Annotated in this window: 29 protein-coding genes and 1 tRNA gene; 18 read left to right on the top strand and 12 right to left on the bottom strand. The window is 72.2% G+C overall.

All coding sequences use genetic code 11. The features are described 5' to 3' along the window. Positions 1 to 131 precede the first annotated feature (131 nt). The 7 genes from ABZ479_RS08050 (at position 132) to ABZ479_RS08020 (ending at position 6,171) form a co-directional block, all read left to right on the top strand. On the top strand, positions 132 to 467 hold the full coding sequence (locus ABZ479_RS08050; protein WP_499604916.1) for a YbaB/EbfC family nucleoid-associated protein: 336 nt from the start codon (positions 132 to 134) through the stop codon (positions 465 to 467). 24 nt (positions 468 to 491) lie between these two features. Further along, positions 492 to 1,091, top strand: a complete 600-nt coding sequence (gene recR, locus ABZ479_RS08045; RefSeq protein WP_500460641.1) for a recombination mediator RecR — start codon at positions 492 to 494, stop codon at positions 1,089 to 1,091. Next, positions 1,084 to 1,731: a DUF5063 domain-containing protein gene (locus ABZ479_RS08040; protein WP_499604919.1), complete on the top strand. Its 648-nt coding sequence runs from the start codon at positions 1,084 to 1,086 to the stop codon at positions 1,729 to 1,731. The genes recR and ABZ479_RS08040 overlap by 8 nt, the downstream gene beginning before the upstream one ends. 286 nt (positions 1,732 to 2,017) lie before the next feature. After that, entirely contained in the window at positions 2,018 to 3,292 is a 1,275-nt protein-coding gene (locus ABZ479_RS08035) for an aspartate kinase (RefSeq protein ID WP_499604920.1), read from the top strand. Between the two features lie 390 nt (positions 3,293 to 3,682). Beyond that, complete coding sequence (locus ABZ479_RS08030) at positions 3,683 to 4,243, top strand: SigE family RNA polymerase sigma factor (RefSeq protein WP_499605048.1); 561 nt, start codon at positions 3,683 to 3,685, stop codon at positions 4,241 to 4,243. Next, entirely contained in the window at positions 4,240 to 5,268 is a 1,029-nt protein-coding gene (locus ABZ479_RS08025) for a hypothetical protein (protein ID WP_500460640.1), read from the top strand. The genes ABZ479_RS08030 and ABZ479_RS08025 overlap by 4 nt, the downstream gene beginning before the upstream one ends. Before the next feature lie 48 nt (positions 5,269 to 5,316). Continuing rightward, positions 5,317 to 6,171 (top strand): SURF1 family protein, encoded by an 855-nt coding sequence (locus ABZ479_RS08020; protein WP_500460639.1) that lies wholly within the window; start codon positions 5,317 to 5,319, stop codon positions 6,169 to 6,171. Here ABZ479_RS08020 and ABZ479_RS08015 read toward each other — a convergent pair. Next, a complete protein-coding gene (locus ABZ479_RS08015) occupies positions 6,127 to 7,917 on the bottom strand; it encodes a S9 family peptidase (RefSeq protein WP_500460638.1) in 1,791 nt (596 codons plus the stop codon). The two genes, ABZ479_RS08020 and ABZ479_RS08015, sit on opposite strands and share 45 nt — an antisense overlap. 46 nt (positions 7,918 to 7,963) lie before the next feature. After that, on the bottom strand, positions 7,964 to 8,269 hold the full coding sequence (locus ABZ479_RS08010) for a DUF6191 domain-containing protein (RefSeq protein ID WP_499604928.1): 306 nt from the start codon (positions 8,267 to 8,269) through the stop codon (positions 7,964 to 7,966). Between the two features lie 67 nt (positions 8,270 to 8,336). On the opposite strand from ABZ479_RS08010, the gene ABZ479_RS08005 reads away from it, so the two are divergent. Beyond that, positions 8,337 to 8,801 carry a GNAT family N-acetyltransferase gene (locus tag ABZ479_RS08005; protein WP_500460636.1) on the top strand — a complete coding sequence of 155 codons (465 nt, stop codon included), beginning with the start codon at positions 8,337 to 8,339 and terminating at the stop codon, positions 8,799 to 8,801. Between the two features lie 230 nt (positions 8,802 to 9,031). Further along, the gene (locus tag ABZ479_RS08000; RefSeq protein ID WP_500460635.1) at positions 9,032 to 10,594 is read left to right on the top strand and encodes an alpha/beta hydrolase; all 1,563 of its coding nucleotides are present in this window, start codon (positions 9,032 to 9,034) and stop codon (positions 10,592 to 10,594) included. Between the two features lie 45 nt (positions 10,595 to 10,639). Here the strand turns inward: ABZ479_RS08000 and ABZ479_RS07995 are convergent, their stop codons facing one another. Beyond that, positions 10,640 to 10,819 carry a hypothetical protein gene (locus ABZ479_RS07995; protein WP_500460634.1) on the bottom strand — a complete coding sequence of 60 codons (180 nt, stop codon included), beginning with the start codon at positions 10,817 to 10,819 and terminating at the stop codon, positions 10,640 to 10,642. A 124-nt stretch (positions 10,820 to 10,943) separates the two neighbouring features. Here ABZ479_RS07995 and ABZ479_RS07990 point away from each other — a divergent pair, with 124 nt between their 5' ends. Next, positions 10,944 to 11,834: a bifunctional helix-turn-helix transcriptional regulator/GNAT family N-acetyltransferase gene (locus tag ABZ479_RS07990; protein ID WP_500460632.1), complete on the top strand. Its 891-nt coding sequence runs from the start codon at positions 10,944 to 10,946 to the stop codon at positions 11,832 to 11,834. Positions 11,835 to 11,913: 79 nt separating this feature from the next. On the opposite strand, the gene ABZ479_RS07985 is transcribed toward ABZ479_RS07990, so the two are convergent. The 5 genes from ABZ479_RS07985 to ABZ479_RS07965 form a co-directional block, all read right to left on the bottom strand. Then, positions 11,914 to 12,051: a hypothetical protein gene (locus tag ABZ479_RS07985; protein ID WP_500460631.1), complete on the bottom strand. Its 138-nt coding sequence runs from the start codon at positions 12,049 to 12,051 to the stop codon at positions 11,914 to 11,916. Between the two features lie 576 nt (positions 12,052 to 12,627). Next, positions 12,628 to 13,092: a hypothetical protein gene (locus tag ABZ479_RS07980; protein WP_500460630.1), complete on the bottom strand. Its 465-nt coding sequence runs from the start codon at positions 13,090 to 13,092 to the stop codon at positions 12,628 to 12,630. Between the two features lie 85 nt (positions 13,093 to 13,177). After that, positions 13,178 to 13,372 (bottom strand): hypothetical protein, encoded by a 195-nt coding sequence (locus ABZ479_RS07975; RefSeq protein WP_500460628.1) that lies wholly within the window; start codon positions 13,370 to 13,372, stop codon positions 13,178 to 13,180. Between the two features lie 463 nt (positions 13,373 to 13,835). Then, positions 13,836 to 13,909, bottom strand: a tRNA-Pro gene (locus tag ABZ479_RS07970). Between the two features lie 88 nt (positions 13,910 to 13,997). After that, the gene (locus ABZ479_RS07965; RefSeq protein WP_500460627.1) at positions 13,998 to 14,930 is read right to left on the bottom strand and encodes a metallophosphoesterase; all 933 of its coding nucleotides are present in this window, start codon (positions 14,928 to 14,930) and stop codon (positions 13,998 to 14,000) included. A gap of 76 nt (positions 14,931 to 15,006) precedes the next feature. Here ABZ479_RS07965 and ABZ479_RS07960 point away from each other — a divergent pair, with 76 nt between their 5' ends. Then, the gene (locus tag ABZ479_RS07960; protein ID WP_499604940.1) at positions 15,007 to 15,468 is read left to right on the top strand and encodes a GatB/YqeY domain-containing protein; all 462 of its coding nucleotides are present in this window, start codon (positions 15,007 to 15,009) and stop codon (positions 15,466 to 15,468) included. Between the two features lie 85 nt (positions 15,469 to 15,553). Here ABZ479_RS07960 and ABZ479_RS07955 read toward each other — a convergent pair whose 3' ends face one another. Next, on the bottom strand, positions 15,554 to 17,869 hold the full coding sequence (locus ABZ479_RS07955) for a transglycosylase domain-containing protein (RefSeq protein WP_500460626.1): 2,316 nt from the start codon (positions 17,867 to 17,869) through the stop codon (positions 15,554 to 15,556). A 397-nt stretch (positions 17,870 to 18,266) separates the two neighbouring features. On the opposite strand from ABZ479_RS07955, the gene ABZ479_RS07950 reads away from it, so the two are divergent. After that, positions 18,267 to 18,617 (top strand): WhiB family transcriptional regulator, encoded by a 351-nt coding sequence (locus ABZ479_RS07950; RefSeq protein WP_499604943.1) that lies wholly within the window; start codon positions 18,267 to 18,269, stop codon positions 18,615 to 18,617. Here ABZ479_RS07950 and bagB read toward each other — a convergent pair. Together bagB and bagA are read right to left on the bottom strand one after the other, a co-directional pair. Then, on the bottom strand, positions 18,599 to 20,101 hold the full coding sequence (gene bagB, locus ABZ479_RS07945) for an ATPase BagB (protein ID WP_500460625.1): 1,503 nt from the start codon (positions 20,099 to 20,101) through the stop codon (positions 18,599 to 18,601). The two genes, ABZ479_RS07950 and bagB, sit on opposite strands and share 19 nt — an antisense overlap. Then, positions 20,098 to 21,078, bottom strand: a complete 981-nt coding sequence (gene bagA, locus ABZ479_RS07940; protein WP_499604946.1) for an ATPase BagA — start codon at positions 21,076 to 21,078, stop codon at positions 20,098 to 20,100. The genes bagB and bagA overlap by 4 nt, the downstream gene beginning before the upstream one ends. Before the next feature lie 71 nt (positions 21,079 to 21,149). On the opposite strand from bagA, the gene sp36 reads away from it, so the two are divergent. The 4 genes from sp36 (at position 21,150) to ABZ479_RS07920 (ending at position 23,578) form a co-directional block, all read left to right on the top strand. Continuing rightward, positions 21,150 to 21,311, top strand: a complete 162-nt coding sequence (gene sp36 / locus ABZ479_RS07935; protein WP_319134706.1) for a Sp36 family protein — start codon at positions 21,150 to 21,152, stop codon at positions 21,309 to 21,311. After that, positions 21,308 to 21,772, top strand: a complete 465-nt coding sequence (locus tag ABZ479_RS07930) for a RidA family protein (RefSeq protein WP_499604949.1) — start codon at positions 21,308 to 21,310, stop codon at positions 21,770 to 21,772. Before sp36 ends, ABZ479_RS07930 begins: the two co-directional genes overlap by 4 nt. Before the next feature lie 112 nt (positions 21,773 to 21,884). Continuing rightward, positions 21,885 to 22,757, top strand: a complete 873-nt coding sequence (locus ABZ479_RS07925; RefSeq protein ID WP_500460623.1) for an NUDIX hydrolase — start codon at positions 21,885 to 21,887, stop codon at positions 22,755 to 22,757. Then, a complete protein-coding gene (locus ABZ479_RS07920; protein ID WP_500460622.1) occupies positions 22,754 to 23,578 on the top strand; it encodes an MBL fold metallo-hydrolase in 825 nt (274 codons plus the stop codon). The genes ABZ479_RS07925 and ABZ479_RS07920 overlap by 4 nt, the downstream gene beginning before the upstream one ends. 76 nt (positions 23,579 to 23,654) lie before the next feature. Here the strand turns inward: ABZ479_RS07920 and ABZ479_RS07915 are convergent, their stop codons facing one another. Beyond that, positions 23,655 to 24,329, bottom strand: coding sequence for a Crp/Fnr family transcriptional regulator (locus tag ABZ479_RS07915; protein WP_431950174.1), 675 nt, complete (start codon positions 24,327 to 24,329; stop codon positions 23,655 to 23,657). A 254-nt stretch (positions 24,330 to 24,583) separates the two neighbouring features. Between ABZ479_RS07915 and nth the strand changes: the two genes are divergently transcribed. Together nth and ABZ479_RS07905 are read left to right on the top strand one after the other, a co-directional pair. Continuing rightward, entirely contained in the window at positions 24,584 to 25,405 is an 822-nt protein-coding gene (gene nth / locus ABZ479_RS07910) for an endonuclease III (protein WP_500460620.1), read from the top strand. Then, positions 25,402 to 26,082 (top strand): NUDIX hydrolase, encoded by a 681-nt coding sequence (locus ABZ479_RS07905; RefSeq protein WP_500460619.1) that lies wholly within the window; start codon positions 25,402 to 25,404, stop codon positions 26,080 to 26,082. Before nth ends, ABZ479_RS07905 begins: the two co-directional genes overlap by 4 nt. Positions 26,083 to 26,084: the final 2 nt, after the last annotated feature.

The raw sequence follows: 26,084 nt of genomic DNA, 5'->3' as shown, positions 1-26,084 counted from the left end.
GGAACGGCACGGCCGGGGCGGAACGGGCGACGCGCGCCGCTCGTTCCCTCGTACGGGTAGCGCGAGCGGGCGCCCGAGCACGTAGGCTCGCCCTACCCGCACAACCGACGTCGTGAGGCAGGAGCGAGACCGTGATCCCCGGTGGTGGTCAGCCGAACATGCAGCAGCTGCTCAAGCAGGCACAGAAGATGCAGCAGGACCTCGCGGCGGCCCAGCAGGAGCTCGCCGAGACCGAGATCGAGGGTACGGCCGGCGGTGGCCTGGTGAAGGCGACCGTGACCGGAGCCGGCGAGCTGCGGGGTCTGGTCATCGACCCCGCGGCGGTCGATCCTGAGGACACGGAGACGCTGGCCGACCTGGTCGTCGCCGCCGTGCACAACGCCACCGCGAGCGCGCAGGAGCTGCAGCAGAACAAGCTCGGCCCGCTCGCCCAGGGGCTCGGGGGCATCCCCGGCCTTCCTTTCTAGTTCCGGCGGGGAAGAGGGCACAGCGTGTACGAGGGCGTGGTTCAGGACCTGATCGACGAGCTGGGCAGGCTGCCCGGCGTGGGTCCCAAGAGCGCGCAGCGGATCGCCTTCCACATCCTCCAGGCCGATCCCGCGGACGTCCGACGGCTCGCGAACGCCCTCGGCGAGGTGAAGGCCAAGGTCCGGTTCTGCGCGGTCTGCGGCAACGTCGCGGAGGCCGAGCGGTGCCGGGTCTGCCGTGACCCGCGCCGCGACCCGGCCGTCATCTGCGTGGTCGAGGAACCCAAGGACGTGGTGGCGATCGAGCGGACCCGCGAGTTCCGCGGCCGCTACCACGTGCTCGGCGGCGCGATCAGCCCGATCGAGGGGGTCGGCCCGGACGACCTGCGCATACGGGAGCTGCTGGCGCGGCTCGCGGACGGCACGGTCACCGAGCTGATCCTGGCCACCGACCCCAACCTCGAGGGGGAGGCGACGGCCACGTATCTCGCACGCATGGTCAAACCGATGGGACTGAAGGTCACCCGTCTCGCGAGCGGCCTGCCGGTCGGCGGCGACTTGGAGTACGCCGACGAGGTCACGCTCGGCCGGGCCTTTGAAGGAAGGCGGCTGCTTGATGTCTGACAACGCCCTGGACCCCGACGACTTCGCCTCCTCGATCGCGGACCAGATCGAGAGCTTCATCCTGTCGGTGCGGGAGGTCGCCAAGGGCGACGACCCCGACAGCGCGGTGCCCTACCTGCTGCTGGAGGTCTCCCAGCTGCTGCTCGCCGGCGGCCGTCTCGGGGCGCACGAGGACATCGTCCCGGAGGAGCGCTACGAGCCCGACATCGGCCCGGAGCCCGACGCCGACGAGCTGCGCCAGCGGCTCGCGGTGCTGCTGGAGCCGATCGACGTCTACTCCGAGGTCTTCGACCCGTACGTGCCGCGCAGCACGCCGGTGGCCTGCCGGATCTCCGACGACCTCGCGGACGTGGTGACGGACCTCGCGCACGGCCTGGCGCACTTCCGTGAGGGCCGGGTCAGCGAGGCGCTGTGGTGGTGGCAGTTCTCCTACCTGTCCAACTGGGGGCCGACGGCCTCGGCCTCGCTGCGGGCCCTGCAGTCCCTCGTGGCCCATGTGCGGCTGGACAGCCCGCTGGACGCGCTGGACGGCCTGGACACCGACCACGGCGCGGACGACGAGGAGAAGCTCGCCGCCGAGGCCGGCCGGGTGATGGCCGCCGAGATCGCCAGGCCCCTGGGGCTGCGCCCCAGCCGCTGAAACCGGACCCGTACCGCGACCCGAACCGCGACCCGGATCCGAACCGGGACCCGTACCCGTACGCCACCGCGCCCGTCCCCTCCCGGGGCGGGCGCGTGGTCGTCCCGGGGTGCGGCGCCGGGGGTGTAGTGACCGGGAGCACGCCGGTCGGTGTGCATACCCCGGCGTGTCGATGGGCAGATGGCTCGCGGAGTGGGCCCGACATCTCAGCATGTGGTATTGAGGGGTCCGTCCCGGCCTGCTCGTTAGACTGAGCCGAACGCAGTACCGGATTTGAGGAGCGCACGTGGGCCTTGTCGTGCAGAAGTACGGCGGCTCCTCCGTTGCGGATGCCGAGGGCATCAAGCGCGTTGCCAAGCGGATCGTCGATGCCAAGAAGAGCGGCCACCAGGTGGTCGTCGTGGTCTCGGCGATGGGTGACACGACGGACGAGTTGATCGAGCTCGCCGAACAGGTATCTCCGATGCCTACCGGCCGCGAGTTCGACATGCTGCTGACCGCCGGAGAGCGGATCTCCATGGCCCTGCTGGCGATGGCGATCAAAAACCTCGGACACGAGGCGCAGTCGTTCACCGGCAGCCAGGCGGGTGTCATCACCGACTCCGTCCACAACAAAGCGCGCATCATCGACGTCACGCCGGGCCGCATCCGGACCGCGCTCGACCAGGGCAACATCGCGATCGTGGCCGGCTTCCAGGGCGTCTCCCAGGACAGCAAGGACATCACGACGCTGGGCCGGGGCGGCTCCGACACCACCGCGGTGGCGCTGGCGGCGGCCCTGGACGCCGAGGTGTGCGAGATCTACACCGACGTCGACGGCGTCTTCACCGCCGACCCGCGCGTGGTGAAGAAGGCGCAGAAGATCGACTGGATCTCGTCCGAGGACATGCTGGAGCTCGCCAGCTCCGGTTCCAAGGTGCTGCTCCACCGCTGCGTGGAGTACGCCCGCCGCTACAACATCCCGATCCACGTCCGGTCGTCGTTCTCCGGCCTCCAGGGCACCTGGGTCAGCAACGAGCCGCGAGAGGACCTGCAGGGCATGGAGCACGCGATCATCTCCGGTGTCGCGCACGACACATCCGAGGCCAAGGTGACGGTCGTCGGGGTGCCCGACAAGCCGGGCGAGGCCGCCGTCATCTTCCGGGCGATCGCGGACGCCGAGATCAACATCGACATGGTGGTGCAGAACGTGTCGGCCGCGGCCACGGGCCTGACCGACATCTCCTTCACCCTCCCCAAGGCCGACGGGCCGAAGGCGATCGAGGCCCTCAAGCGCGTCCAGGGCGGCATCGGCTTCGAGGCGCTGCGCTACGACGACCAGATCGCCAAGATCTCGCTGGTCGGCGCCGGCATGAAGACCAACCCGGGGGTCACGGCGCAGTTCTTCGAGGCGCTGTCCAACGCGGGCGTCAACATCGAGCTGATCTCCACCTCGGAGATCCGCATCTCGGTCGTCACCCGCGCCGACGACGTCAACGAGGCCGTCCGCGCCGTGCATTCAGCGTTCGGCCTGGACAGCGAAAGCGACGAAGCGGTCGTCTACGGAGGAACGGGCCGCTGAGCACCTCGATTTCGGTCGAGTGACCCACATCCCTGGTCTATACCGCTTGCTCGGAAGCCTGTAGGCACCAGACAATTTCAGCTCCCTGTGTGTCGCAACCGCGCGACGCACAGGGAGCGTCCTTGTGTCAGCGCACTGCCCTACTGTGCTGCAGGCCGGGCGCGGCGCAACAGCGCCAGCAAAAAGGGGCATTGGGGAAGAGTTGGTACGCATGGGCATATGTGCTGCACCGCCAAAAACGGTGCCTCGGGCGTACAACCCTGACGGGGGGACGCGTGTCCAACAGTCGTGGCAGAGGCACTCGGCATCGAAGCGCCCCTCGTGGGGCTGGGCGGCGCCCCGGCGCGCCCGCACGTCCGGCGGCCGTCGCGCGCAGTCGGCGGGATCCCGGTGATCGCGCCCTGGCCTGTGGTGCAGGCGCCCGCGGACCGCGGCGACACTGACGGCGCGATGTCAGTCGGGACGACCGTCGACCACCTCACCGAGACCTACCGGGCGCACTACCGCTCGCTGCTCGGCCTCGCCGCGCTCCTGCTGGACGACACCGCCTCCTGCGAGGACGTCGTCCAGGAGGCCTTCATCCGCGTCCACTCGGCCCGCAAGCGGGTCCGCGAACCCGAGAAGACGCTCGCCTACCTCCGGCAGACCGTCGTCAACCTCTCCCGCTCCGCACTCCGTCGCCGCATCATGGGCATGCGCCTGCTGTCCAAGCCGATGCCCGACATGGCGAGCGCCGAGGAGGGCGCGTACGAGGCGCTGGAGCGCGACGAGCTGAAGGCGGCCATGCGCAAACTGCAGCGCCGGCAGCGCGAGGTGCTCGTGCTGCGCTACTTCGCCGACATGACCGAAGCCCAAGTGGCCGAGACCCTCGGCATTTCCATAGGCTCGGTCAAGGCGTACGGCTCGCGCGGTCTCGCGGCGCTCCGCGTCGCGATGGAGGCCCCGGCATGACCAACCCGAACCCACCCGGCGGTATGGAACCTGAGAACGACATCAGCGGCGGCGGTCCCGAGGAACGGCTGAGCCCCGACGAACTGGCGCTGCGCCGGCTCATGCGTGACGCCGTCAGCGGCATCCAGCCCGGCCACGAGACGCTGGAGCACCTGCGCCGCGCGGTCCCCGCCCGACGGGCGCACCGGCGGCAGTTGCTGGCAGGCACGGCGGCCGCGTGCCTGCTCGCGCTGGTCGCGGTCCCCGCGGCCCTGCACGCCGCGAACATCTCCGGCTCCACCCAAGCCGGGACGGCCAACGCCTCCAGCGCCCAGGACACCGGCGGCACCAACGGCGAGCCGGACGGCCCCGACGCGGACGCCGGCACGCCGAGCCCGTCCGAAGGCGACGGACGTCCCGACGCGGACCCCACGCGCACCGGCGGTTCCCAGGGGCAGGTCACCCCCGGGTCCTCGGGTCCCGCGGACCCCTCCGACACGCTCGCGGCCAACGCCCCGCTGTGCACCACCGGCGACCTCGGCAACGCCTCCGGCTACGCCGGTGCCGCCGACGTCTCCGGCCGGGTCAGCGGCTGGTTCCAGGTGGGGAACGTCTCCAAGGGCTCGTGCACCGTCGACGGCGGCGGTTCGGTGGGCTTCGCCGCCCAGGGCGCGGCCGAAGCGGCCCGCATCAGCGTCGTCGACCACACCGCGAACGACGGCACCACACTGCCCGACTCCCTCGGCAAGGCGCTGATCCTCAAGCCCGGGCAGAGCTACCGGGTCGAGTTCACCTGGGTCCCGGCCGCCGGCGGCCCGGGCGGCTGCACGCCCCCGTCCTCGCCGACGCCGACCGCGACCGCCACCGACAGCCCGACCGGCGAGGCGTCCGCGCCCCCGGCGGGGGAGAACGGCACCGGCCAGACCGGTCCGGCGGCCGTCGTGCTGAGCCACACCCCCGAGGCCGGAGCGCCCGTCGTCAACGCGACGATCGACGGCGCCTGCGCGGGGACGGTGTACAAGACCGGCGCCGTCGCCGCCCCGTAGCAGGGGGCGGTTCCCTGGGCCGGGCGACCGCCCCGTACCGTGGACGGCGTGTACCGGTTCCTGCTGTCCCCCCGCTGGCTGGGCGGGCACCTCTTCATGGTGTGCGCCGTGGTCGTCTGCACGTTCATGGGCAGCTGGCAGCTGAGCCGGTTCGAGGCGCGCGTCGACAGCCACCGCGCCGCCCAGGACACACCCGCGGCCGTGGCCCGCGACGCGGTGCCGCTGGAGCGCCTGCTGCCGCGTCCGGCCTCCGCGGTCACCACCGAGACGGTCGGCCGCGCCGTACGGGCCACCGGCCGCTACGACGCCGCGCACCAGTTCCTCGTACCGGGCCGCGAGCTCGACGGACGCACCGGCTACTACGTGCTCACCCCGCTGCGGACCGGCGACGGCGAGGCCGTCCTGCCCGTCGTCCGCGGCTGGCTGCCCGGCGACGCGGACCGCGCGACCGCCGCCGGCGTGCCCGCGCCGCCGGCCGGCGAGGTCACCGTCACCGGGGCCCTGCAGGCCCCCGAGGGCGCCGACACCGACGGCGCGATCGACCGCGGCGGACTTCCCGCGGGACAGCTCGGGATCATCAGCGCGGCCTCCCTGGTCAACCTCGTCCCGTACCAGGTGTACGGCGCCTGGATCACCCAGACCGAGGGCGTCCACGCGCCGCTGCGGGCCGTGCCGCCGGTCGCGCCCAGCGGCACCGGCCTGGACCTCAAGGCCTTCCAGAACCTCGGCTACACCGGCGAGTGGTTCGTCTTCGCCGGCTTCGTGGTCTTCATGTGGTTCCGGCTCGTCCGGCGGGAGGCCGAGTCCCGGCGCGACGCCGAGCTCGGCCTCACCGAGGAGGAGGGGCCGGCCGCGGCCTCAGCCGCCGAGGTGGCGCCGGACGAAGTCCAGCTCCAGTCGTAGCTGCTTGATCCGCTCGTCGACGACGAGCGAGCCGTGCCCCGCGTCGTAGCGGTAGACCTCGTGCGCCTTGCCCAGGCCCGCCAGCCGCTCGACGTAGTTCTCGATCTGCCGGATCGGGCAGCGCGGGTCGTTCAGGCCCGCCGAGATGTAGACCGGGGCCTTGACCCGCGCCACGTACGTGATCGGCGAGGACGCCTCGTAGCGGTCCGGGACCTCCTCGGGGGAACCGCCGAACAGGGTGCGGTCCAGTGCCTTCAGCGCCTCCATCTCGTCGCCGTACGCCGTCACGTAGTCCGCGACCGGCACCGCCGCCAGGCCCACCGTCCACAGCTCGGGCCGGGTGCCCAGGCCCAGCAGCGTCAGGAAGCCGCCCCAGGAGCCGCCGGAGAGCACCAGCCGGGCCGGGTCGGCGAAGCCGGACTCCACCGCCCACGCACGGACGGCCTCGATGTCCTCCAGCTCGATCAGGCCGACGCGGTGCTTGAGCGCGTCCGTCCACTCCCGGCCGTAGCCCGTGGAACCGCGGTAGTTGATCCGCACCACCGCGTAGCCGTGGTCGAGCCAGGCCGCCGGGCCGGCCGCGAAGGCGTCCGAGTCGTGCCAGGTCGGCCCGCCGTGGATCTCGAACACCGTCGGGTACGGGCCCTCGCCCGCCGCGGGCCGCTGGACGAGCGCGTGCACCCGGCCGCCGGGGCCGTCCACCCACACGTCCTCCACCGGCAGCGAGCCCGGGGCCCGTTCGCCCGGCGCCTCCAGGACCACCGCGCCGGTCGTCGAGCGCACCTCCGAGGGCGCCGCCGCCGACGACCAGAGGAACTCCACCGTCCCGTCGGGCCGGGCCGTCGCGCCGCTCACCGAGCCCGCCGGGGTCTCCAGCCGGGTCAGCTCCCCGTCCGCCAGCCCGTAGCGGTAGATCTCGCTGCGGGCCCGGTAGGAGTGCACCACCAGCAGCGCGGTGCCGTCGGGGTACCACTCCGCCGCGACGTCGCCGGGCAGGTCGATCGCCAGCGCGGTCTGCGTGCCCGCCGTGACGTCCCAGACCATCGGCTCCCAGCGGCCGCGCCGCTGGTGCGCCACCAGCAGCCGGGCGTCCCCGGGCACCGGGGCGAACCCCAGGCACTCCAGGCCCAGTTCCTTCGTGCCGCCCTCGCTGTCGTCCAGCTCCGCGACCGTCGTCCCGTCCGTCGTGACCACCCGCAGCGCCGAGTGCATCGCGTCGCCGTGCTCGGTGTGCTCGACGACGACCAGCGTGCCGTCCTCCGACAGCGCGCCGACCCCGCCGGACTCCTCGTGCCGGTAGATCTCCACCGGCTCCGCCCCGGGACGCACGACGTGGACCGTCGTGCCCTCCTCGTCGGTGGAGCGGCCGACCACCGCCAGCCCCCCGCGGCCCAGCGCCAGCCCCGCGGGGTACGAGGGCTCCAGGCCGGGCGCGGCCGGCTCGTCCGGACCGCCCTCGAAGGGCTGCCGCATCCAGACCCCGAACTCGTCCCCGTCGGTGTCCGCGAACCACCACACCCACGCGCCGTCCGGCGTCAGCGTCCCGTCCGACGTGCCGTTCGGCCGGTCGGTGACCTGCCGTTGCGCCCCGGTCGTCCGGTCCCACGCGTAGAGCTCGTACGTACCCGTCGCATTCGACACGAACAGGCTGCGGTGGGGGGCGTCCTCGGCCCACTCCGGCAGTCCGACGCGTGGCGCCCGGAAGCGCTTCTCCCAATCCGGCATCCCAGCCATGACGTCGCTCATGCCACCATCAAACCCGATCGTGCCCCGCTGCGGACCGTGGGCGTCGTCACCCGCTGCGATCACGTCCCGGAACGACGATCAGCGCCGTCCCCCGGCCCAGGTCCACGCGCGACCGCGGGGGTGCGCCGTCGCCCTCCTCGTCGCGCAGCAGGAGCGTCGCCCGTCGCTCGTCCAACTCGCTCCGCTTGCCCGGGGAGAAGCTCGCGTGCAGCTGCTCGAAGCCGGTCGCGGAGACCTGCCCGCTCCGCCCGGCCCACCGGCCCGCGCGCAGCACCTGGTCGACGAGGGCCACTGCGCACAGCAGGATCACCAGGCCCGGCAGTGTCATGAAGACCACGAACGCGACACCCATGGCCCCACCTTCGCACAGCGCCCCCGCGGCGGCGACGGCCCCGGCGGCATCCCGCTACCCTCGCGCCATGACCGCCGCCGAACAGCCCCTCGTCCCACCGGGCTTCGCCGTCCCGGAGCCGCCCGCCACCGACCGCTTCCGCCTGGAACCCCTCGGCCCGCGGCACAACGCCGCCGACCACGCCGCCTGGACGGCCGGCATCGACCACATCCGCGCCACCCCCGGCTTCGAGGGCCGCTCCTGGCCGCCGCCGGACGGCATGACCCCCGAGGCCAACCTCGAGGACCTGCGCAAGCACGCGGAGGACTTCGAGCGGCGCACCGGCTTCACCTACACCGTCCTGTCCGTGCCCGGCGGCGACGTCATCGGCTGCGTGTACGTCTACGGCTCCCGCACCGAGCCCGGCACCGTCGACGTCCGCTCCTGGGTCAGCGCCCCGCACGCCGCCCTGGACGCCGAACTCCACCGCGTCGTCCGCGACTGGCTGGCCCGCGCCTGGCCCTTCGAGCGCATCGCCTACGCGCCCCGCTGAACCCGCTGAACCGCCCCGCCGAACCCCTTCCGGGGCGGCCCGGAGGTTCACCCCTTCGGCCCACCCGGGGCCGCCGCCACGCACGACGTGTGATGGGCTGATGACGCAGCGGAGTCGCGGGGGCGCGTCCGAGCGCTCCGCGACACGACCGGACCCGTCGGCCCCCGGGCAGGACCCGGCGCCGCGTCCGGTGCTCCCCCGTCACACGGGCGCACGAGGAAGGCGTGGCGATGATCGCTGTCCTGGAGACCGACGGGATACCCCGGCGCAGGCTGCGCGGCGCGCTCGCGGTGCTGAGCACCTGCGGGCTGCTGCTGACCGCGGCCTGCGCCAACGCCGTCCCGCCCCGGCCGGCGACACCCGGGGACGGCCGGGCGGCGGACCCCGCCGCGGGCGTGCCCCCGGAGCTGCGGCGCTACTACGAGCAGCGCCTCGACTGGCGGTCCTGCCAGGACGTCCCCGGCTTCCAGTGCGCCACCGTGAGCGTGCCCCTGGACTACTCCCGCCCCGAGGCCGGCGACATCACCCTGACCGCCGCCCGCGTACGGGCCACCGGCGACGCCGCCGCCCACGTCGGCTCCCTCCAGGTCAACCCCGGCGGCCCCGGCGAGTCCGCCGTCGACTACCTGGTCGCCGCCGCCGGCACCTTCTCCCCCGCCATGCGCTCCGCCTACGACCTGGTCGCCGTCGACCCCCGCGGCGTGGGCGAGAGCACCCCCGTCGACTGCGACACCGACACCGCGGCCACCCCCATGGGCTTCGGCCTGCGCGTCTCCGGCGACGCGGCGGGGATCGCCGACTCCTACGACGCGTTCCGGGACCTCGCCGAGGCCTGCGAGAAGCAGGCCGGCGAACTGCTGCCCCACCTCGGCACCCCCGACGCGGCACGCGACATGGACGTCGTACGCGCCCTCCTCGGCGACGAGCGCCTGCACTACCTCGGCTACTCCTACGGCACCTACCTGGGCGCCACCTACGCCGAGCTCTTCCCCTCGCGGGTCGGCCGCATGGTCCTCGACGGCGCCGTCGACCCCGCGATCGACGGCTACCGCGAGAACCTGGACAGCACCGCCGGCTACCAGCTCGCCTGGGAGTCCTTCGCCGCCGACTGCGCCGCCCGCCCCGACTGCCCGGTCGGCCACTCCGTCGCGGAGGCCGGCCGCGTCCTCGACGGCCTGGTGGACAAGCTGGACGCCGGCCCGCTGCGCCAGGGCAAGGACATCGCCGTCACCGGCGAGGACCTCCTCACCGCGGTCATCACGGCCCTGCGCGAGGCGTCCTGGGAGGAACTGCGCACCATGCTGCGCCAGGCCCTGGCCGGCGACACCACGCACCTGCAGCAGTTCTCCGGCACGGACGAGGGCGACTCCGGCAACGCCGCGGACGCCCTGCTCGCCGTCGACTGCCTCAGCGCCACCCTCGGCGCCCGCTTCACCCCCGCCGAGGCCGAGGCCGCGCTGCCCGCCTTCCTGAGCGCCTCGCCCCAGTTCGGCGCCTCGCTGGCCCCGTTCCTGGTGCTCTGCACCCACTGGCCCGTGGCGCCGATCCAGGACCCCCGCCCCATCGCGGCCCCCGGTGCCGCCCCGATCCTCGTCGTCGGCACCACCCGCGACCCCGCCACCCCGTACCCCTGGGCCCAGTCCCTCGCCCGCGAGCTCGACTCCGGCCGGCTCCTCACGTACGACGGGGACGGGCACACCGCCTACCACCGCGGCAGCCCGTGCGTCGACGACGCCGTCGACCGCTACCTCGCCCACGGCGAACTCCCCGACCCGGGCACGGTCTGCGGCTGACGCGCGGCTGCCGAGCCGGGCCGGATCACCCAGGGGTGCGCGCGCTCACGGAGCCGGGGTGGGGGCGTCGGAACCCGAGGCCGGCCGGCGGGGCCGGAGGCGCCCGAGGACCCGCCTGACAGGCCGGGACAGCCGTTTCAGCACCGCATCGCCGACCAGGTCCATGATCAGCGACGCGACGCCGCGGAAGACGGCGCGCACGATCGCGCCGGCTATGTCGTCCATGTGCTCCTCCGGGGGCCGTGCAACCACATGACGCTACACGTGGGCCCGGACGCGATCTCCGGTCGGTCGGCCTGCGGGGACCGGGGGCCTTGCCTCCGCACAATTCTCTGACTATCGTCAGAGAATGGAACGAGGGCAGATCGACGTGGTGCGCAGGTTCAACCGTGCGGTCACCCAGCGGGTGGGTGCCCTGAACGACGAGTACCTGTCACGGGACCGGTCGCTCGGGCTGTCGCGGCTGCTGTGGGAGGTCGAGCCGGACGGATCCGAGGTGCGCGTCCTGCGCTCACGCCTCGGCCTGGACTCCGGGTACCTGAGCCGGCAACTGCGGCGGCTGGAGTCGGACGGCCTGGTGACCACGGACCCGGACACGGACGACGGCCGCGTGCGGAAGGTACGTCTGACCGGGGCCGGCGTCGCGGAACGGGCGCTGCTGGACCGCGGCTCCGACGAACTCGCGGAGTCGGTCCTCGATCCGCTGACCGATGGCCAGCGCGACCGCCTGGTCGCGGCGATGGCCGAGGTCGAGCGTCTGCTGCTGGCCTCGCAGGTACGGATCGCGATCACGGACCCCCGCGCCCCCGACGCCCGGTACTGCCTGCGCTCCTACGTCGAGGAGTTGGACCGGCGCTTCGACACCGGGTTCGACCCCGCCCGCAGCATCTCCGCCGCCGACGAGGAGATGACGCCGCCGCACGGACTGCTCCTGGTGGCGAGCGCACAGGGCTCCCCGGTGGGCTGCGGCGCGCTCAAACTGCACGCCGAAACGCGGATCGCCGAGGTGAAACGGATGTGGACGTCGCCGGACGTCCGCGGGCTCGGCCTGGGCCGCCGCATCCTCGAACGCCTTGCGGACGAGGCCACCGCCCGCGGGATGCGGACCCTGCGCCTGGAGACCAACGGCGCCCTCGCGGAGGCCCGCCACCTCTACGAGACCGCGGGCTTCACGGAGGTCGAGGCCTTCAGCACCGAGCAGTACGCCCACCACTGGTTCGAACGGAACCTCCCCCACTGAAACGGACCGGTACGGCCGGCCCGCACGCCGGCCGTACCGGGCTGCGCCCAGCCACGGGGCACCCCGCAACGGACGGGGCCTACCGGGCGGGGCCGGCGGAGGTGTTCAGCCCTCGGTGCAGCCAGTCCGTCGTCAGCGTCCAGCGGGTCCCGGCGGAGTGCATCCAGTCGGGGGCGGGGTGGCTGCCGCCGGCCAGGGAACGGAGGAACCTCACCATCCCCACGTCGAACCGGTAGGTGGTGGCGGGTCAGCGCGCCCACATGACGACCGGCCATGCATCCGGATCGTCCCCCTCGGTCAACCAGCAGTACAGGTCACCGGCCTGGTTCTCGCCCCACGTGAGCAGACCGCCCGGCTCGGGGTGCATGGGTAAGCGGTGCCGCCCCACTCGTCCTCGTCCCACCCTGTGGACAGCGGCGCGATCTCAGAGGCGTGCCAGTCGACGAAGCCCCCGAAACCGGAAGTCCGACCAGGTGCGAGAGGAACGGAGGACGGCGCGTACACGAAGGACCTCAGCGAGTCCGGGGTGCCCGCGAAGCCGCCGCCGTACCTGTCGACGAACGCCCGGTAGTCCGAGGGGAATTCGAACCCGACCTTCGCTTGCGACCGCTCCCACGGCGGTCGGGCAACCGGCACGGCGGGGGGAGGCAGCAGCAAGGCCAGCCGTTCCAAGTAGTCGATCACTTTTCTCCGAGTGCTTCAGCTGCCAAGAGCCAACAGGCCATGGCGCGGTCTCGCCTGACGCCCGCTCCCGTCCTGTCCTGGACGGCATCGTCGACCGGGGCCACGAGCGTCACGGTCTCCTCGTCCGTGTGCGCATCCCGGCCCGTAGAGCCTCGAGCTCCGTTCGGGGAAACGGGCGGCCCCAGTGGGAGGCGTAGCCCTCTTCGCCCAGCTCGTGAGCGACCTGGTCGAAGGCGCGCACAGCCGCCCGTGCCAGCGCAGTGGCGTCGTGGCGTCCTGACCAGAGCACGGTCCCCGAGCTGTCGGGCGCTCGAAGGTCCTTTGCCTCGACCAGTCGGATGTCGACGTCGGACCCATCTCGGTGGAAGAACCACCGGTAGACCTGGGGCTCCCCCTCGAACTCGGCTCGTGTGTCCTCATCGCCGTCCACAAGCCTGGCAATCGCGTACAAGAACTGCTCGGGCCCATCCGTGACGTACGAGGCGCACACTTCTGTCTCGGCATGATCGTCGGCGACCTTGATGACGGCCCAGCCGTGGTTTCGCATCGTCCAAGTAATCGTGAGCGAAGCCATCCAACCCCCTGTGAGGCCTGCACCCTACGCCGCAGGCCGGCGGGAGCGGCTGCGGGCGTCGGAATCTCCGTACCGACGGCGACCGTCAGCAGTGCTCGTCACTCATGACTGCTCCGAGGACGATGAGCTGCTCGGGAGTCTGCCGCGCGCTGCAGATCTTCCATGCGTCACCGTCGCCGATGGGGCGATGCCTTCCGCTCGCGTCGAAGAGTCGCACGTCAGCGTCGGGACCGAGCTGTTCGACCGCTCTTTTCACGTTGCCACCCAGGAAGTTGGGCATCGGAACGTCGCCCGGGCCGGGGCGTGAAACCGTCGACGCGCCTGAGGCACGGGACGGGGCGGCGTGACCCCGAGACTCTCGAGGCTGAGGGGAGGTGCTGCACGCGGTGAGCCCGGTGAGGAGGGCGATGATGACGACCGATGTGACGGGGCGGGTACGCATGTCTCCCTCGGAGGTGGCCGTGATCCGGCGATCATCATTGCTGCCGTGCCGGGAGAAGGGAAGCGGTAGGCGGAGCCCACGACCGCTCCTGGTTCCCGGACGTCCGAACGCGACATCCCGCTCGGGGCCCAACCGCGTCCGGTGATCACTGAGAGTGCCGGCGCAATGGATGAGATCTTTGCCCGCGAAGGGGAGCAGCAGCAAGAGACGGCTTGATCGTCTCCCAGGCGGTTCCCCGTTCGCCTCCCGGAAAAGAAAGAGGGCCAGGTACTCATATGAGTACCTGGCCCTCTTACCTGGGTCGGGGTGGCGGGATTTGAACCCACGGCCTCTTCGTCCCGAACGAAGCGCGCTACCAAGCTGCGCCACACCCCGGTGTCGCGTCGTGGCTTTCGGCCCGGCGCGACGAGGATTACTCTAGCGGACCTCCCGCTGGAGACGAAATCCGGTTTTCGCGGGCGGCTCAGGCTCCCGGGGTCAGGGTGAGGAGGGTGGCCTCGGGCGGGCAGGCGAAGCGGACCGGGGTGTAGCGGTTGGTGCCGCAGCCCGCGGAGACGTGCAGGTAGGAGCGGTGCCCGGCGGCCCGGTGGGTGGACAGGCCCTTGACCCGGTCGGTGTCGATGTCGCAGTTGGTGACCAGGGCCCCGTAGAAGGGGATGCACAGCTGTCCGCCGTGGGTGTGCCCGGCGAGGATCAGCGGGTAGCGGTCGGCGGCGAAGGAGTCGAGCACGCGCAGGTACGGGGCGTGGACGACGGCGAGGGAGAGGTCGGCGTCCGAGTCGGGGCCCCCGGCGATCGCGGCGTAGCGGTCACGGCGGATGTGGGGGTCGTCGAGGCCCGCGAAGGCGATCTCGATGCCGTCGTCCAGCTTGAGGCGGCCGCGGGTGTTGTTGACCCCGACCCATCCGGCCACGTCGAAGGCGTCGCGTACCTCCTCCCAGGGGTTGCGGGTGACGCCGATCGCCGGGTCGTTCTTGCCGTTGAGGCCGTGCTGGCCCCGGACGCGCTCGATCAGGTAGCGGGCGGGGTTGCGCAGCTTGGGGGCGTAGTAGTCGTTCGAGCCGAAGACGTACGCCCCGGGGAGGTCGAGCAGCGGGCCGAGGGCGTCGAGCAGCTCGGGGACGCCGTGGGGGTCGGAGAGGTTGTCGCCGGTGTTCACGACGAAGTCCGGACGCAGCCCGGCCAGCGACTGCAGCCAGCGGCGCTTCTTGTCCTGGCCGCTGACCATGTGGATGTCGGAGAGCTGCAGGACGCGGATCGGCCGCATCCCGGCCGGCAGGACCGGCACCCGGACCCTGCGCAGGCGGAAGGACCGCACCTCGATTCCGGCCGCGTAGGCCACGCAGGCGGCTCCGGCGACTGTGATGCCCAGGGGTACTCCGTATCGCGCGCGCATGCCCTCCATGGTGGCAGACGGCTCGTCAGGGATAAATTTCCGGCCCGCCCGGTGGCGACCTGGCAGACTCGACGCCATGACCACCACGCTCAAGCAGCGTCTGCACGACGACCTCACGGCTGCCATCAAGGGACGGGACGAGCTGATCTCGTCCACCATCCGCCTCACCCTCACCGCGATCACCAAGGAGGAGGTCGCGGGCAAGGAGGCGCGCGAGCTCTCCGACGACGAGGTGCTGAAGGTGATCGCCCGCGAGGCGAAGAAGCGCCGGGAGGCCGCCGAGGCCTTCGAGCAGGGCGGCCGCAAGGAGTCCGCAGAGCGCGAGCTGGCCGAGGGCGCCGTGCTGGACGCCTACCTGCCCAAGCAGCTGGACGACGCGGAGCTGGCCGGGATCGTCGCCGCGGCGATCGCGGAGTCGGGGGCCGAGGGGCCCAAGGCGATGGGCGCGGTCATGAAGATCGTGAACCCGAAGGTCGCGGGCCTGGCCGAGGGCGGCCGGGTCGCGGCCGAGGTGCGCAAGCAGCTCGCCGGCGGCTGACGGCGCCGCGGGCAGCGGACGACGGAAGGGGCGCCGGGACCGTTCGGTCCCGGCGCCCCTTCGGCGTCACGTCGTGTCCGGGGGATCAGCCCGCCCCGGTGCCGCCCGTCTCGGGGACGACGCCGGTCCCGGCGCCGGGGCCGCCGTTGTCCCCGCCGCCGCGGCCGTTGCCGCCACCGGTGGTGAAGCCGTTGCCGCCGTCGCCGCCTGCGGTGTCGCCACCGAAGATGCCGCCGAAGAGGCCGCCGTCGTCCCCGCCGTTGCCGCCGCCGTTGCCGTTGCCCCCGTTGTCGCCGGGGCCGTGGTGGTCGTCATCGTGGTCGCGGGGCTTCTCGGGCTCGCGGATGGCGACCGTCGGCAGGCTGGCGGAGGTCGTTCCCGTCAGGGCGCCGGACATGGCGTCCCGCCAGATGGGGCCCGGGGTGTCGGCGCCGAAGACCTTGGCGTGGTAGACGCCGCCGATGGTGATGTTGGTCATGTGGCGCTTGTGGGCCGGGTCGCCGACCCAGACCGCGCCGGCCATGTCGCTGGTGTAGCCCACGAACCAGGCGGCGTAGCGCTCGTCGGTCGTACCGGTCTTGCCCGCGCTGTCACGGTCGGACAGACCGGCCTGCTGGCCGGTGCCGTCCTCGACCACGCCCTTGAGCAGGGTGTTCAGGGTGGCCGCGGTCTGCTCGGTCATGGCCCGCTCGCAGTCGGTCTTGGGCACCGGCAGCTTCTTGCCGCTCGCGTCGGTGATCGACTGGATGGCGACCGGGGTGCAGTACACGCCCTTGTTGGCGAAGGTCGCGTAGGCGTTCGCCATGGTCAGCGGCGAGACCTCCTGCGAACCCAGGGTGAGGGAGGGCACCTGGCTGAGCTTCTTGCCGTTGGCCCGCTGGACGCCCATGGAGTTGGCCATCTTGACCACCGGGCAGACGCCGATGTCGCTGATCAGCTGGACGTAGTAGGTGTTGACCGACTTCGCGGTCGCTTCCTTCATCGAGTACGGGCCCTTCTCGGACTCGTTCTCGTTCGACACCGTCGCGTTCTCGGTGTTGAGCCAGTTGCCGCCGCAGGTCGTGACCGGGCTCGGGTAGGGCATCTCGTAGGGCGACGGGTAGGTCTGCGCCGGGTCGGTGCCCTGCTCTATGGCCGCGGCCGCGGTGATCGGCTTGAAGGTCGAACCGGGCTGGTAGCCGACGCCGCCGCCCATGGCCTGGTTGACCGAGAGGTTGATCTGGGTCTGGTTCTTCCCGAAGCCGTACGGGCGGGACTGGCCCATCCCGATGATCTTGCCCGTGCCGGGCTGGACCAGCGTCACGGCGGTGGCGACGTCGTCGCTCTTGTACACGTGCCGGCTGATCGAGTCCTGGACGGACCGCTGCGCCTTCGGGTCGAGGGTGGTGCGGATGGTGAGGCCGCCCTGGTCCCAGCGCTTGGAGCGCTCGGACTTGGTCTTGCCGAAGGTCTTGTCGGTGAGGAAGACCTGGCGCACGTAGTCGCAGAAGAAGCCGGCGCCGTTCACGGCGGTGATGCAGCCGTTCTTGGGCTGGGTCACCTTGAGGCCGAGCGGCTTCTTCTTGCCCTCGTCGGCCTCCGCCTGCGTGATGTCCTTCATGTCGGCCATGCGCTGCAGCACCACGTCGCGGCGCTTCTTGGCCTCTTCCGGGTCGTTCACGGGGTCGTAGCGGCTCGGCGACTGGACGAGGCCGGCCAGCAGCGCGGACTCGGTGAGCGACAGGTTCTTGGCGGACTTGCTGAAGTAGCGCCGGGCGGCGGACTCGACCCCGTAGGCCTGCTCGCCGAAGAACGTGATGTTGAGGTAGTTCTCGAGGATCTTCTGCTTCCCCAGCTCCTGCTCGAGCTGGATCGCGTACTTCATCTCCTTGATCTTGCGACCGAGGGTCTGCTGGGTGGCCTGCTGGACCTTGGTGGGGTCGTCGCCGGCCTCCTCGACGAAGACGTTCTTGACGTACTGCTGCGTCAGGGTGGACGCGCCCTCGGAGACACCGCCCTCCTGGGCGTTCTTGTTGAGCGCGCGCAGGATGCCCTTGACGTCGATGGCGCCGTGCTCGTAGAAGCGGGCGTCCTCGATGGCCACGATGGCCTGCTGCATCGACTTGCTGATCTTGTCGAGCCCCACGACCTTGCGGTCGCGCGAGTAGACGGTCGCGATCAGGTCGCCCTTGGTGTCCAGGATCTGGGTGCTCTGGGAGAGCGGCGGTCGCTTGAGCTCGCCCGGCAGGGAGTCGAACCCGGCCGCGGTGCCCTTGGCGCTCAGTCCGAGTGCCCCTGCCGCCGGCAGGGCGATGCCGGCCAGTACGACCCCGGCCAGGACACTGACGCCCAGGAACTTGGCGGCCTGCTGCGCGGAACTGGTGCCGCCGCTGCTGGTGGGGCGCGATCGCTTGTGACCCATGGGGTGCAGCTTACGTTGCCATTCCCGGGACGTAGGCATGCTTGTTCGCCTACTCTGTAACAGACAGGCGCCAACGCTGCGCACACGTCTGTCTTCCGTCATCACTCTTGTGGGTGATGAGAACTGCCCGAATTCCTGTCATATGCCAGCCATATGACCTGGATCTCAGGCCCGGGAAGTGGCGAGCTGACCGTTTTGCGTCGATTTGCCCGTTCTGCCGTCGGCTCACTCCGTCGGGTGATCTGCCGCATACCCATAGTCCGTTCGGGCCATTCAAGATTGGGCCTGAAAGGGCTGTTGCGCCGTGCCCACCTTCCGTAACGTCCTCAACTGGCAACGGTGAATATGCCGCTTGCCGCCGTGGGGGAGCCTCGATTCGGGAGAGGACGGCGCCAGCATGAGCAGCTGGGTTACGGACTGGAGTACGCAGGCCGCGTGCCGCACGACGGATCCGGATGAACTTTTCGTCCAGGGAGCGGCCCAGAACAGGGCCAAGGCGGTGTGCACCGGCTGCCCGGTACGCACCGAGTGCCTGGCCGACGCCCTGGACAACCGCGTCGAATTCGGCGTCTGGGGCGGGATGACCGAGCGGGAGCGCAGGGCGCTGCTGCGCCGGCGTCCCACGGTCACCTCGTGGCGCAGGCTGCTGGAGACGGCGCGCACGGAGTACGAGCGCAGCACGGGTGTGCTCCCGCTCGACGACGAGGGCTACGACGGGGACTACGACGACTACGCAGCCGTCGGCTGACCCTGCGCGAGGCGTTCGCCGATCGCGCGCAGGCCCTCGAGGTCGTGGACGTCACCGGGCAGGGCCGCGACGTCCACCATGGGCACGTCCGGGTGCACGGAGACGAAGCGGTCGCGGGTGCGCCGCTCGCGCGCGACCAGCTGCATCCGTTCGGCGTGCAGGCGCAGCAGGCCGGCGGCGAGACGGTCGGCGTCCAGTGGGTCCGTCTCCGCGGGCCGGTCCGCTGCGGGGTCCTGCGCGGGTGCCGCCGGTGCGGTGACGGCCGGGGAGCCGGTGGGCGATTCGGGAGAGCTCGTGTCCGCACTGTCCGTACTGGGGGTCCCTTCGCCGCCGTCGGCCGTACGGAGTCCAGCTTTCCCGCCGGGCTGATCCACAATGCCGACGCTTTGAAGATTTTCTGCAGATTCGTCAAACTCCCCGGTCAGCCGGGGAGTTGACGGTTCCCCGGCCACGGGACCGGCCTCGTCGGTGCCGAGGGCGCCCGGGTGGTCCACGGCGTCCGTGCCGTCCATGTCGTCGGGGTCGGCGGGGTCGTCCGCCGCGGTCAGGTCGTCCAGGGCCTCCGCCGCCGCCAGCGCCCGCTCCGCCGTGAGCTGCGCCGCCCCACTGCCGTGCACGCGGTTGAGCACCAGCCCGGCGAGCGGCATGTTCTCCGCCGCCAGCCGCTCCACGAAGTACGAGGCCTCCCGCAGCGCGTCCCGCTCCGGTGCGGCCACCACCAGGAACGCCGTGCCGTTCGCCTGGAGCAGCTTGTAGGTGGCGTCCGCGCGGGAGCGGAAGCCGCCGAACATCGAGTCCATCGCCGCCACGAAGGTCTGCACGTCGCGCAGCAGGTGCGCGCCCATGACCTTGCTGAGCGTGCCGGTCATCATCGACATCCCGACGTTGAGGAACTTCACGCCGGCCCGACCGCCGACCTTCGCGGGGGCCATGAGCAGCCGGATGAAGCGACCGTCCAGGAAGGACCCCAGCCGCTTCGGGGCGTCCAGGAAGTCCAGTGCCGACCGGCTCGGCGGGGTGTCGACGATGATCAGGTCCCACGCGTCGAGCGCGCGCAGCTGGCCCAGCTTCTCCATGGCCATGTACTCCTGCGTGCCGGCGAAGCCCGCGGAGAGCGACTGGTAGAAGGGGTTGTCCAGGATCGCCCGGGCCCGTTCCCGGTCCGAGTGCTGCAGCACGACCTCGTCGAAGGTCCGCTTCATGTCGAGCATCATCGCGTGCAGTTCACCGCCCGCGGACTCGTCGATGCCGGCGACCTTGCGCGGGGTGTTGTCCAGTTCCGAGAGCCCCATGGACTGCGCCAGCCGGCGTGCCGGGTCGATGGTCAGCACGACGGCCTTGCGGCCGCGCTCGGCGGCGCGGACGCCCAGCGCCGCGGCCGTGGTGGTCTTGCCGACCCCTCCCGAGCCGCAGCAGACGACGATCCGGGTCCTCGGATCGTCGATCAACGGGTCGATGTCCAATACCGGACTCTCCAGGCTCATGCGACCCCCAGCCCCTGCTTCCGCAGATTTTCAGCCAATCTGTACAACCCGCCGAGATCGACCCCGTCGCCCATCAGCTCCAGCTCGTACGCCGGCAGGCCCAGCGCGGTCAGCTCCTCGCGCTGGGCGCGCTCCAGGGCGACCCGTTCCGCGTGCTCGTGCGCCTGCGCCAGCAGCGGGTCGACGAGCCGCTCCGCGAGGCCGCCGCGCCGGGCGCCGCCCAGCCCGGCCTGGGAGAGGGCCTTGGCGATCGCCGTGCGCCGCCCGTCGCGCGCCGTGGCGACGGCGGCGCCGTCCATCACCACCGGGCGCACCATGTTGATGACCACGGCGCCGGTCGGCAGACCCGCCGCGCGCAGCTCCTCGACACCGTCCACGGTCTCCTGGACCGGCATCTCCTCCAGGAGGGTGACCAGGTGCACGGCCGTCTCCGGGGACTTCATCACCCGCATCACGGCCTGCGCCTGATTGTGTATCGGGCCGAACCGGGCCAGCCCGGCGACCTCGTCGTTGACGTTGAGGAAGCGGGTGATCCGGCCGGTGGGCGGCGCGTCCAGCACCACGGCGTCGTACGACCGCCAGCCGGCCCGGTCCTTGCGGCGCACCGCCTCGCAGACCTTGCCGGTCAGCAGGACGTCGCGCAGGCCCGGGGCGACCGTGGTCGCGAAGTCGATCGCGCCCAGCTTCTTCAGGGCCCGGCCCGCCCGGCCGAGCTTGTAGAACATGTCGAGGTAGTCCAGCAGCGCCTGTTCGGCGTCGATGGCCAGGGCGTGGACCTCGCCGCCGCCCGGGGCCACCGCGATCTTGCGCTCCTCGTAGGGGAGCGCCTCGGTCTCGAAGAGCTGGGCGATGCCCTGGCGCCCCTCGACCTCCGTCAGCAGCGTCCGCCGTCCCTCGGCGGCGAGGGCGAGTGCCAGCGCCGCGGCGACGGTCGTCTTACCCGTGCCGCCCTTGCCCGTCACGATGTGCAGCCTCACACCTGCGAGCCTAACCAGTCGAGGGCGGGGCTACGCAGGGGCGTGGCTGTGCCAGGCATTACAGTCCCCTCATGACCAAGTGGGAATACGCGACCGTGCCGCTGCTGGTGCACGCGACGAAGCAGATCCTGGACACCTGGGGCGAGGACGGCTGGGAGCTCGTCCAGGTCGTGCCGGGCCCCAACAACCCCGAGCAGTTGGTGGCCTACCTCAAGCGGGAGAAGAACGCGTGAGCGCCGTCGAGCAGCGGCTCGCCGAGCTGGGGCTGACCCTGCCCGCCGTGGCCGCGCCGCTCGCCGCGTACGTTCCGGCCGTCCGGTCCGGCGCGTACGTGTACACGTCCGGTCAGCTGCCCGTCGTCGAGGGCAAGCTGACCTGCACCGGCAAGGTCGGTGCCGAGGTGACCGCGGAGGAGGCCAAGCAGCTCGCCCGTACCTGCGCGCTCAACGCCCTGGCCGCGGTCCGCTCCGTCGTGGGTGACCTCGACCGCGTCAAGCGCGTCGTGAAGGTCGTCGGCTTCGTCGCCTCCGCCCCCGACTTCACCGGTCAGCCGGGCGTCGTCAACGGCGCGAGCGAGCTGCTCGGCGAGGTCCTCGGCGACAAGGGCGTGCACGCCCGCAGCGCCGTCGGGGTGGCCGTGCTGCCGCTCGACGCGCCCGTCGAGGTCGAGATCCAGGTCGAGGTCGAGGACTGACGTCCGGTACCCCTCCGGCGGGCCGCGCCCCGGCCGCCGGAGGGGCGCCCGGGCCCGCCGCCCGGTCCGGGCCCTATCGAACATCCCCGCGGAAGCGCATAGCATCCGCCCCATGACCACCACGAACGGCCAGTGGTTCCCGCCGAGCTGGCCCGAGCGGATCCGCGCCCTCACCGCGGGCACCCTGGAGCCCGTCGTGCCGCGCCGTGCGGCGACGGTCCTGCTGCTGCGGGACGCCGACGGCGGTCCCGCCGTGCACATGCTGCGGCGCCGGGCGTCGATGGCGTTCGCCGCGGGCGCGTACGCCTATCCGGGTGGCGGGGTGGACCCGCGCGACGAGCGCCCGGTGGCCTGGGCGGGCCCCTCGCCGGAGACCTGGGCCGCCCGGCTGGGCCATGGACTGGACCCCGCCTCGGCGCAGGCGATCGTGTGCGCGGCCGTGCGCGAGACCTTCGAGGAGTCCGGCGTGCTGCTGGCCGGGTCCGACGAGGCGTCCGTCGTCGCGGACACCACCGGCGAGGACTGGGAGGCCGACCGCCGCGCCCTGGTCTCGCGCGAGCTGTCCTTCGCCGACTTCCTCGACCGGCGCGCGCTCGTGCTCCGCTCCGACCTGCTCGGTCCCTGGGCCCGCTGGATCACCCCGGAGTTCGAGGAGCGCCGCTACGACACCTGGTTCTTCCTGACGGCGCTTCCGCCCGGCCAGCGCACCCGTGACGTGTCGGGGGAGGCGGACCGCACGGTGTGGCTGCGGCCCGCCGAAGCGGTGGACGGTTACGACCGCGGCGAGATGACCATGCTGCCGCCGACCATCGCGACGCTGCGGGAACTGCTCCCGTACGGGTCCGCGGCGGCGGCCCTGGCCTCCGCCGCGGCGGGACGCGACCTCACCCCCGTGCTGGCGAGGGCCGCCCTCGTGGGCGACGAGATCGTGCTGACCTGGCCCGGCCACGACGAGTTCACCAAGCGCATGGGAGCCGCCGAATGACCTCGGCCCTTCAGCCCGGCGACCCCCGCGCCGGGATCGGCGGGCGGGCGACCGCCCGCGCGGTGTGCGTGCTCGCGCCGAACCCCTCGCCGATGACGCTGGACGGCACGAACACCTGGATCGTCTCCGAGCCGGACTCCGAGCTCGCCGTCGTCATCGACCCGGGCCCGCTCGACGAGGGCCACCTGAACACCGTGGTCTCCACCGCGCACTCCCTCGGCAAGAGGATCGCCCTCACCCTGCTGACGCACGGCCACCCCGACCACGCCGAGAGCGCCGCGCGCTTCGCCGAGCTGACCGGTACGGCCGTGCGCGCCCTGGACCCGGCGCTGCGGCTGGGCGAGGAGGGCCTCGGCGCGGGCGACGTCGTCACCACCGGCGGCCTGGAGCTGCGCGTCGTACCCACCCCCGGGCACACCGCGGACTCGCTCTCCTTCCACCTGCCCGCCGACCGGGCGGTGCTCACCGGCGACACCGTGCTCGGCCGCGGCACCACGGTCGTCGCCCACCCCGACGGGCGGCTGGGCGACTACCTGGACTCGCTGCGCCGGCTGCAGGCCCTGACGATGCACGACGGCGTCGCCACCGTCCTGCCGGGCCACGGCCCGGTCCTGGCCGACGCGCGGGGCGCCGTCGAGTTCTACCTCGCCCACCGCGCCCACCGCCTGGCCCAGGTCGAGACGGCCGTGGAGCAGGGCCTCACGACGCCCTCGGAGGTCGTCGCCCACGTGTACGCGGACGTCGACCGCGCCCTGTGGCCGGCCGCCGAGCTGTCGGTGCGGGCGCAGCTGGACTACCTGCTGGAGCACGGGCTGATCTGACGGCCCCACCCGCACCGCGGACGCCGAAGGGGCGCCCACCTCCGGGTGGGCGCCCCTTCTCGTACGCGTACGGGCGTCAGCGCGAGCGCTTGGCCAGCCGTTCGACGTCCAGCAGGATGACCGCCCGCGCCTCCAGGCGCAGCCAGCCGCGGCCCGCGAAGTCGGCGAGGGCCTTGTTGACGGTCTCGCGGGAGGCGCCCACCAGCTGGGCGAGTTCCTCCTGCGTCAGGTCGTGCACGACGTGGATGCCCTCCTCGGACTGCACGCCGAAGCGGCGCGACAGGTCCAGCAGCGCCTTGGCCACGCGGCCCGGCACGTCGGAGAAGACCAGGTCGGACATGACGTCGTTGGTGCGGCGCAGGCGCCGGGCGACGGCGCGCAGCAGGGCCGTCGAGACCTCGGGGCGGGCGTTGAGCCAGGGCTGCAGGTCGCCGTGGCCGAGGCCGAGCAGCTTCACCTCGGTCAGCGCGGTCGCGGTGGCCGTGCGCGGGCCGGGGTCGAAGAGCGACAGCTCGCCGATCAGCTCGCCGGGTCCGACGACGGCGAGCATGTTCTCGCGGCCGTCGGGGGAGGTGCGGTGCAGCTTCACCTTGCCCTCGGTGACGACGTACAGCCGGTCCCCGGGTTCCCCCTCGTGGAACAGCGAGTCGCCACGCGCGAGCGTGACCTCCGTCATGGAGGCGCGCAGTTCAGCGGCCTGCTCATCGTCGAGCGCCGCAAAAAGCGGTGCGCGCCGCAGAACGTCGTCCACGAGCTCTCTCCTTGTCGACATCGCTGGGTCGGTCCCCATCATGCCCGACAGCAAAACAGTGCGATCAATCACAAGTCTGTCTTATGTGCTCGTGTGATTGTGCCCCGGGGGTCCGTTTGGGGGCCGGATCCCTGCTCTCCAGGGCGATTGTCGGTGGCGAGGCTTAGGCTGGCCGGGTGTCCGATACGCCAAGTGCGCAGAAGAAACGGCAGGGTGGCGGGGCCGGAAGGGTGGCCGCCGCCGCGGATTCCGCTGTGAGCGAACAGGCTGCCCGCACGACCTCCACCGGCCGGACGCGGGCGGCGCGCAAGCCCGAGTCGCGGCTGGCCATGGTGCGCAGGGCCCGCCGGATCAACCGCGAGCTCGCCGAGCTGTACCCGTACGCCCATCCCGAGCTCGACTTCGAGAACCCCTTCCAGCTGCTCGTCGCCACCGTCCTCTCGGCCCAGACGACCGACCTGAGGGTCAACCAGACCACCCCCGCGCTGTTCGCCGCGTATCCGACGCCGGAGGAGATGGCCGCCGCCGACCCGGAGGAGCTGGAGCGGATCCTCCGCCCCACCGGCTTCTTCCGCGCCAAGGCGCGGGCGGTGCTCGGCCTGTCCGCCGCGCTGCGCGACACCTACGGCGGTGAGGTGCCCGGCCGGCTGGAGGACCTGGTCACGCTGCCCGGCGTGGGCCGCAAGACGGCCAACGTGGTGCTCGGCAACGCCTTCGGCGTCCCCGGCCTCACCGTGGACACCCACTTCCAGCGGCTCGTCCACCGCTTCGGCTGGACCAGCGCGAAGGAGCCCGAGAAGATCGAGCAGGACGTCATGGCGATCTTCCCGAAGAGCGAGTGGACGATGGTCTCGCACCGGCTGATCTTCCACGGCCGCCGGATGTGCCACGCCCGCCGCCCCGCCTGCGGCGTCTGCCCGATCGCCCCGCTGTGCCCGGCGTACGGCGAGGGCGAGACCGACCCGGAGAAGGCGAAGAAGCTGCTGAAGTACGAGATGGCCGGCGGCCCGGGACAGCGGCTCAAGCCGCCGCCGGGGTTCCCGGGCAAGGCGGCGCCGCCGCTGGAGGTGGAGTGACGCAGGCACGACCCGACATCGAGGACGTCACCCTGGACCGCGAGGGGTTGCCGTCATGGCTGGCCCCGGTGGTCCGCGCGGTCGACGCCGTACGGCCCGAGCAGCTCAGCCGCTTCCTGCCGCCGCCGAAAGGCGGCAGGCCCTCGGCCGTGCTGATCCTCCTCGGGGAGGGGGCCGAGGGGCCCGAACTCCTCCTGATGGAAAGGGCGGCGTCCCTGCGCTCCCACGCGGGGCAGCCCTCCTTCCCCGGCGGTGCGCTCGATCCCGAGGACGGCGACCCGGAGGGCGAGGGCCCGCTGCGGGCCGCGCTGCGCGAGGCGTGGGAGGAGACCGGCCTCGACCCGTCGGGGGTGCAGGTCTTCGGGGTGCTCCCGCGGCTCTACATCCCGGTGAGCGACTTCGTCGTGACACCGGTCCTCGGCTGGTGGCGTACGCCGTCCCCGGTGGGAGCGGTCGATCCGGCGGAGACCGCACGGGTGTTCACCGTCCCCGTGGCGGATCTCACCGACGCCGCCAACCGGGCCGTGGTGACCCATCCCAGCGGCCTCCAGGGGCCCGCCTTCCTGGTGCAGGGCGCCCTGGTGTGGGGTTTCACCGCGGGCCTGATCGACCGGATCCTGCACCACGCGGGCTGGGAACGACCCTGGGATCGCGCGAAGACGGTCCCGCTGGGTTGATC

The organism is Streptomyces sp. NPDC005722, from assembly GCF_040630935.1.
In the GTDB taxonomy this organism is placed as follows: Bacteria; Actinomycetota; Actinomycetes; order Streptomycetales; family Streptomycetaceae; genus Actinacidiphila.
The sequence above is the reverse complement of the archived record's forward strand: the minus strand, read 5'-3'. Positions and strand labels throughout refer to the sequence as shown.

Coding starts and splice junctions, on each gene's coding strand:
- ABZ479_RS08040 (WP_499604919.1), top strand. CDS start 1,084: ATGTCTGACAACGCCCTGGACCCCGACGACTTCGCCTCCTCGATCGCG.
- ABZ479_RS08025 (WP_500460640.1), top strand. CDS start 4,240: ATGACCAACCCGAACCCACCCGGCGGTATGGAACCTGAGAACGACATC.
- ABZ479_RS08015 (WP_500460638.1), bottom strand. CDS start 7,917: ATGAGCGACGTCATGGCTGGGATGCCGGATTGGGAGAAGCGCTTCCGG.
- ABZ479_RS08010 (WP_499604928.1), bottom strand. CDS start 8,269: ATGGGTGTCGCGTTCGTGGTCTTCATGACACTGCCGGGCCTGGTGATC.
- ABZ479_RS08005 (WP_500460636.1), top strand. CDS start 8,337: ATGACCGCCGCCGAACAGCCCCTCGTCCCACCGGGCTTCGCCGTCCCG.
- ABZ479_RS08000 (WP_500460635.1), top strand. CDS start 9,032: ATGATCGCTGTCCTGGAGACCGACGGGATACCCCGGCGCAGGCTGCGC.
- ABZ479_RS07995 (WP_500460634.1), bottom strand. CDS start 10,819: ATGGACGACATAGCCGGCGCGATCGTGCGCGCCGTCTTCCGCGGCGTC.
- ABZ479_RS07990 (WP_500460632.1), top strand. CDS start 10,944: ATGGAACGAGGGCAGATCGACGTGGTGCGCAGGTTCAACCGTGCGGTC.
- ABZ479_RS07985 (WP_500460631.1), bottom strand. CDS start 12,051: ATGGTGAGGTTCCTCCGTTCCCTGGCCGGCGGCAGCCACCCCGCCCCC.
- ABZ479_RS07980 (WP_500460630.1), bottom strand. CDS start 13,092: ATGGCTTCGCTCACGATTACTTGGACGATGCGAAACCACGGCTGGGCC.
- ABZ479_RS07975 (WP_500460628.1), bottom strand. CDS start 13,372: ATGCCCAACTTCCTGGGTGGCAACGTGAAAAGAGCGGTCGAACAGCTC.
- ABZ479_RS07965 (WP_500460627.1), bottom strand. CDS start 14,930: ATGCGCGCGCGATACGGAGTACCCCTGGGCATCACAGTCGCCGGAGCC.
- ABZ479_RS07960 (WP_499604940.1), top strand. CDS start 15,007: ATGACCACCACGCTCAAGCAGCGTCTGCACGACGACCTCACGGCTGCC.
- ABZ479_RS07955 (WP_500460626.1), bottom strand. CDS start 17,869: ATGGGTCACAAGCGATCGCGCCCCACCAGCAGCGGCGGCACCAGTTCC.
- ABZ479_RS07950 (WP_499604943.1), top strand. CDS start 18,267: ATGAGCAGCTGGGTTACGGACTGGAGTACGCAGGCCGCGTGCCGCACG.
- bagB (WP_500460625.1), bottom strand. CDS start 20,101: ATGAGCCTGGAGAGTCCGGTATTGGACATCGACCCGTTGATCGACGAT.
- sp36 (WP_319134706.1), top strand. CDS start 21,150: ATGACCAAGTGGGAATACGCGACCGTGCCGCTGCTGGTGCACGCGACG.
- ABZ479_RS07925 (WP_500460623.1), top strand. CDS start 21,885: ATGACCACCACGAACGGCCAGTGGTTCCCGCCGAGCTGGCCCGAGCGG.
- ABZ479_RS07920 (WP_500460622.1), top strand. CDS start 22,754: ATGACCTCGGCCCTTCAGCCCGGCGACCCCCGCGCCGGGATCGGCGGG.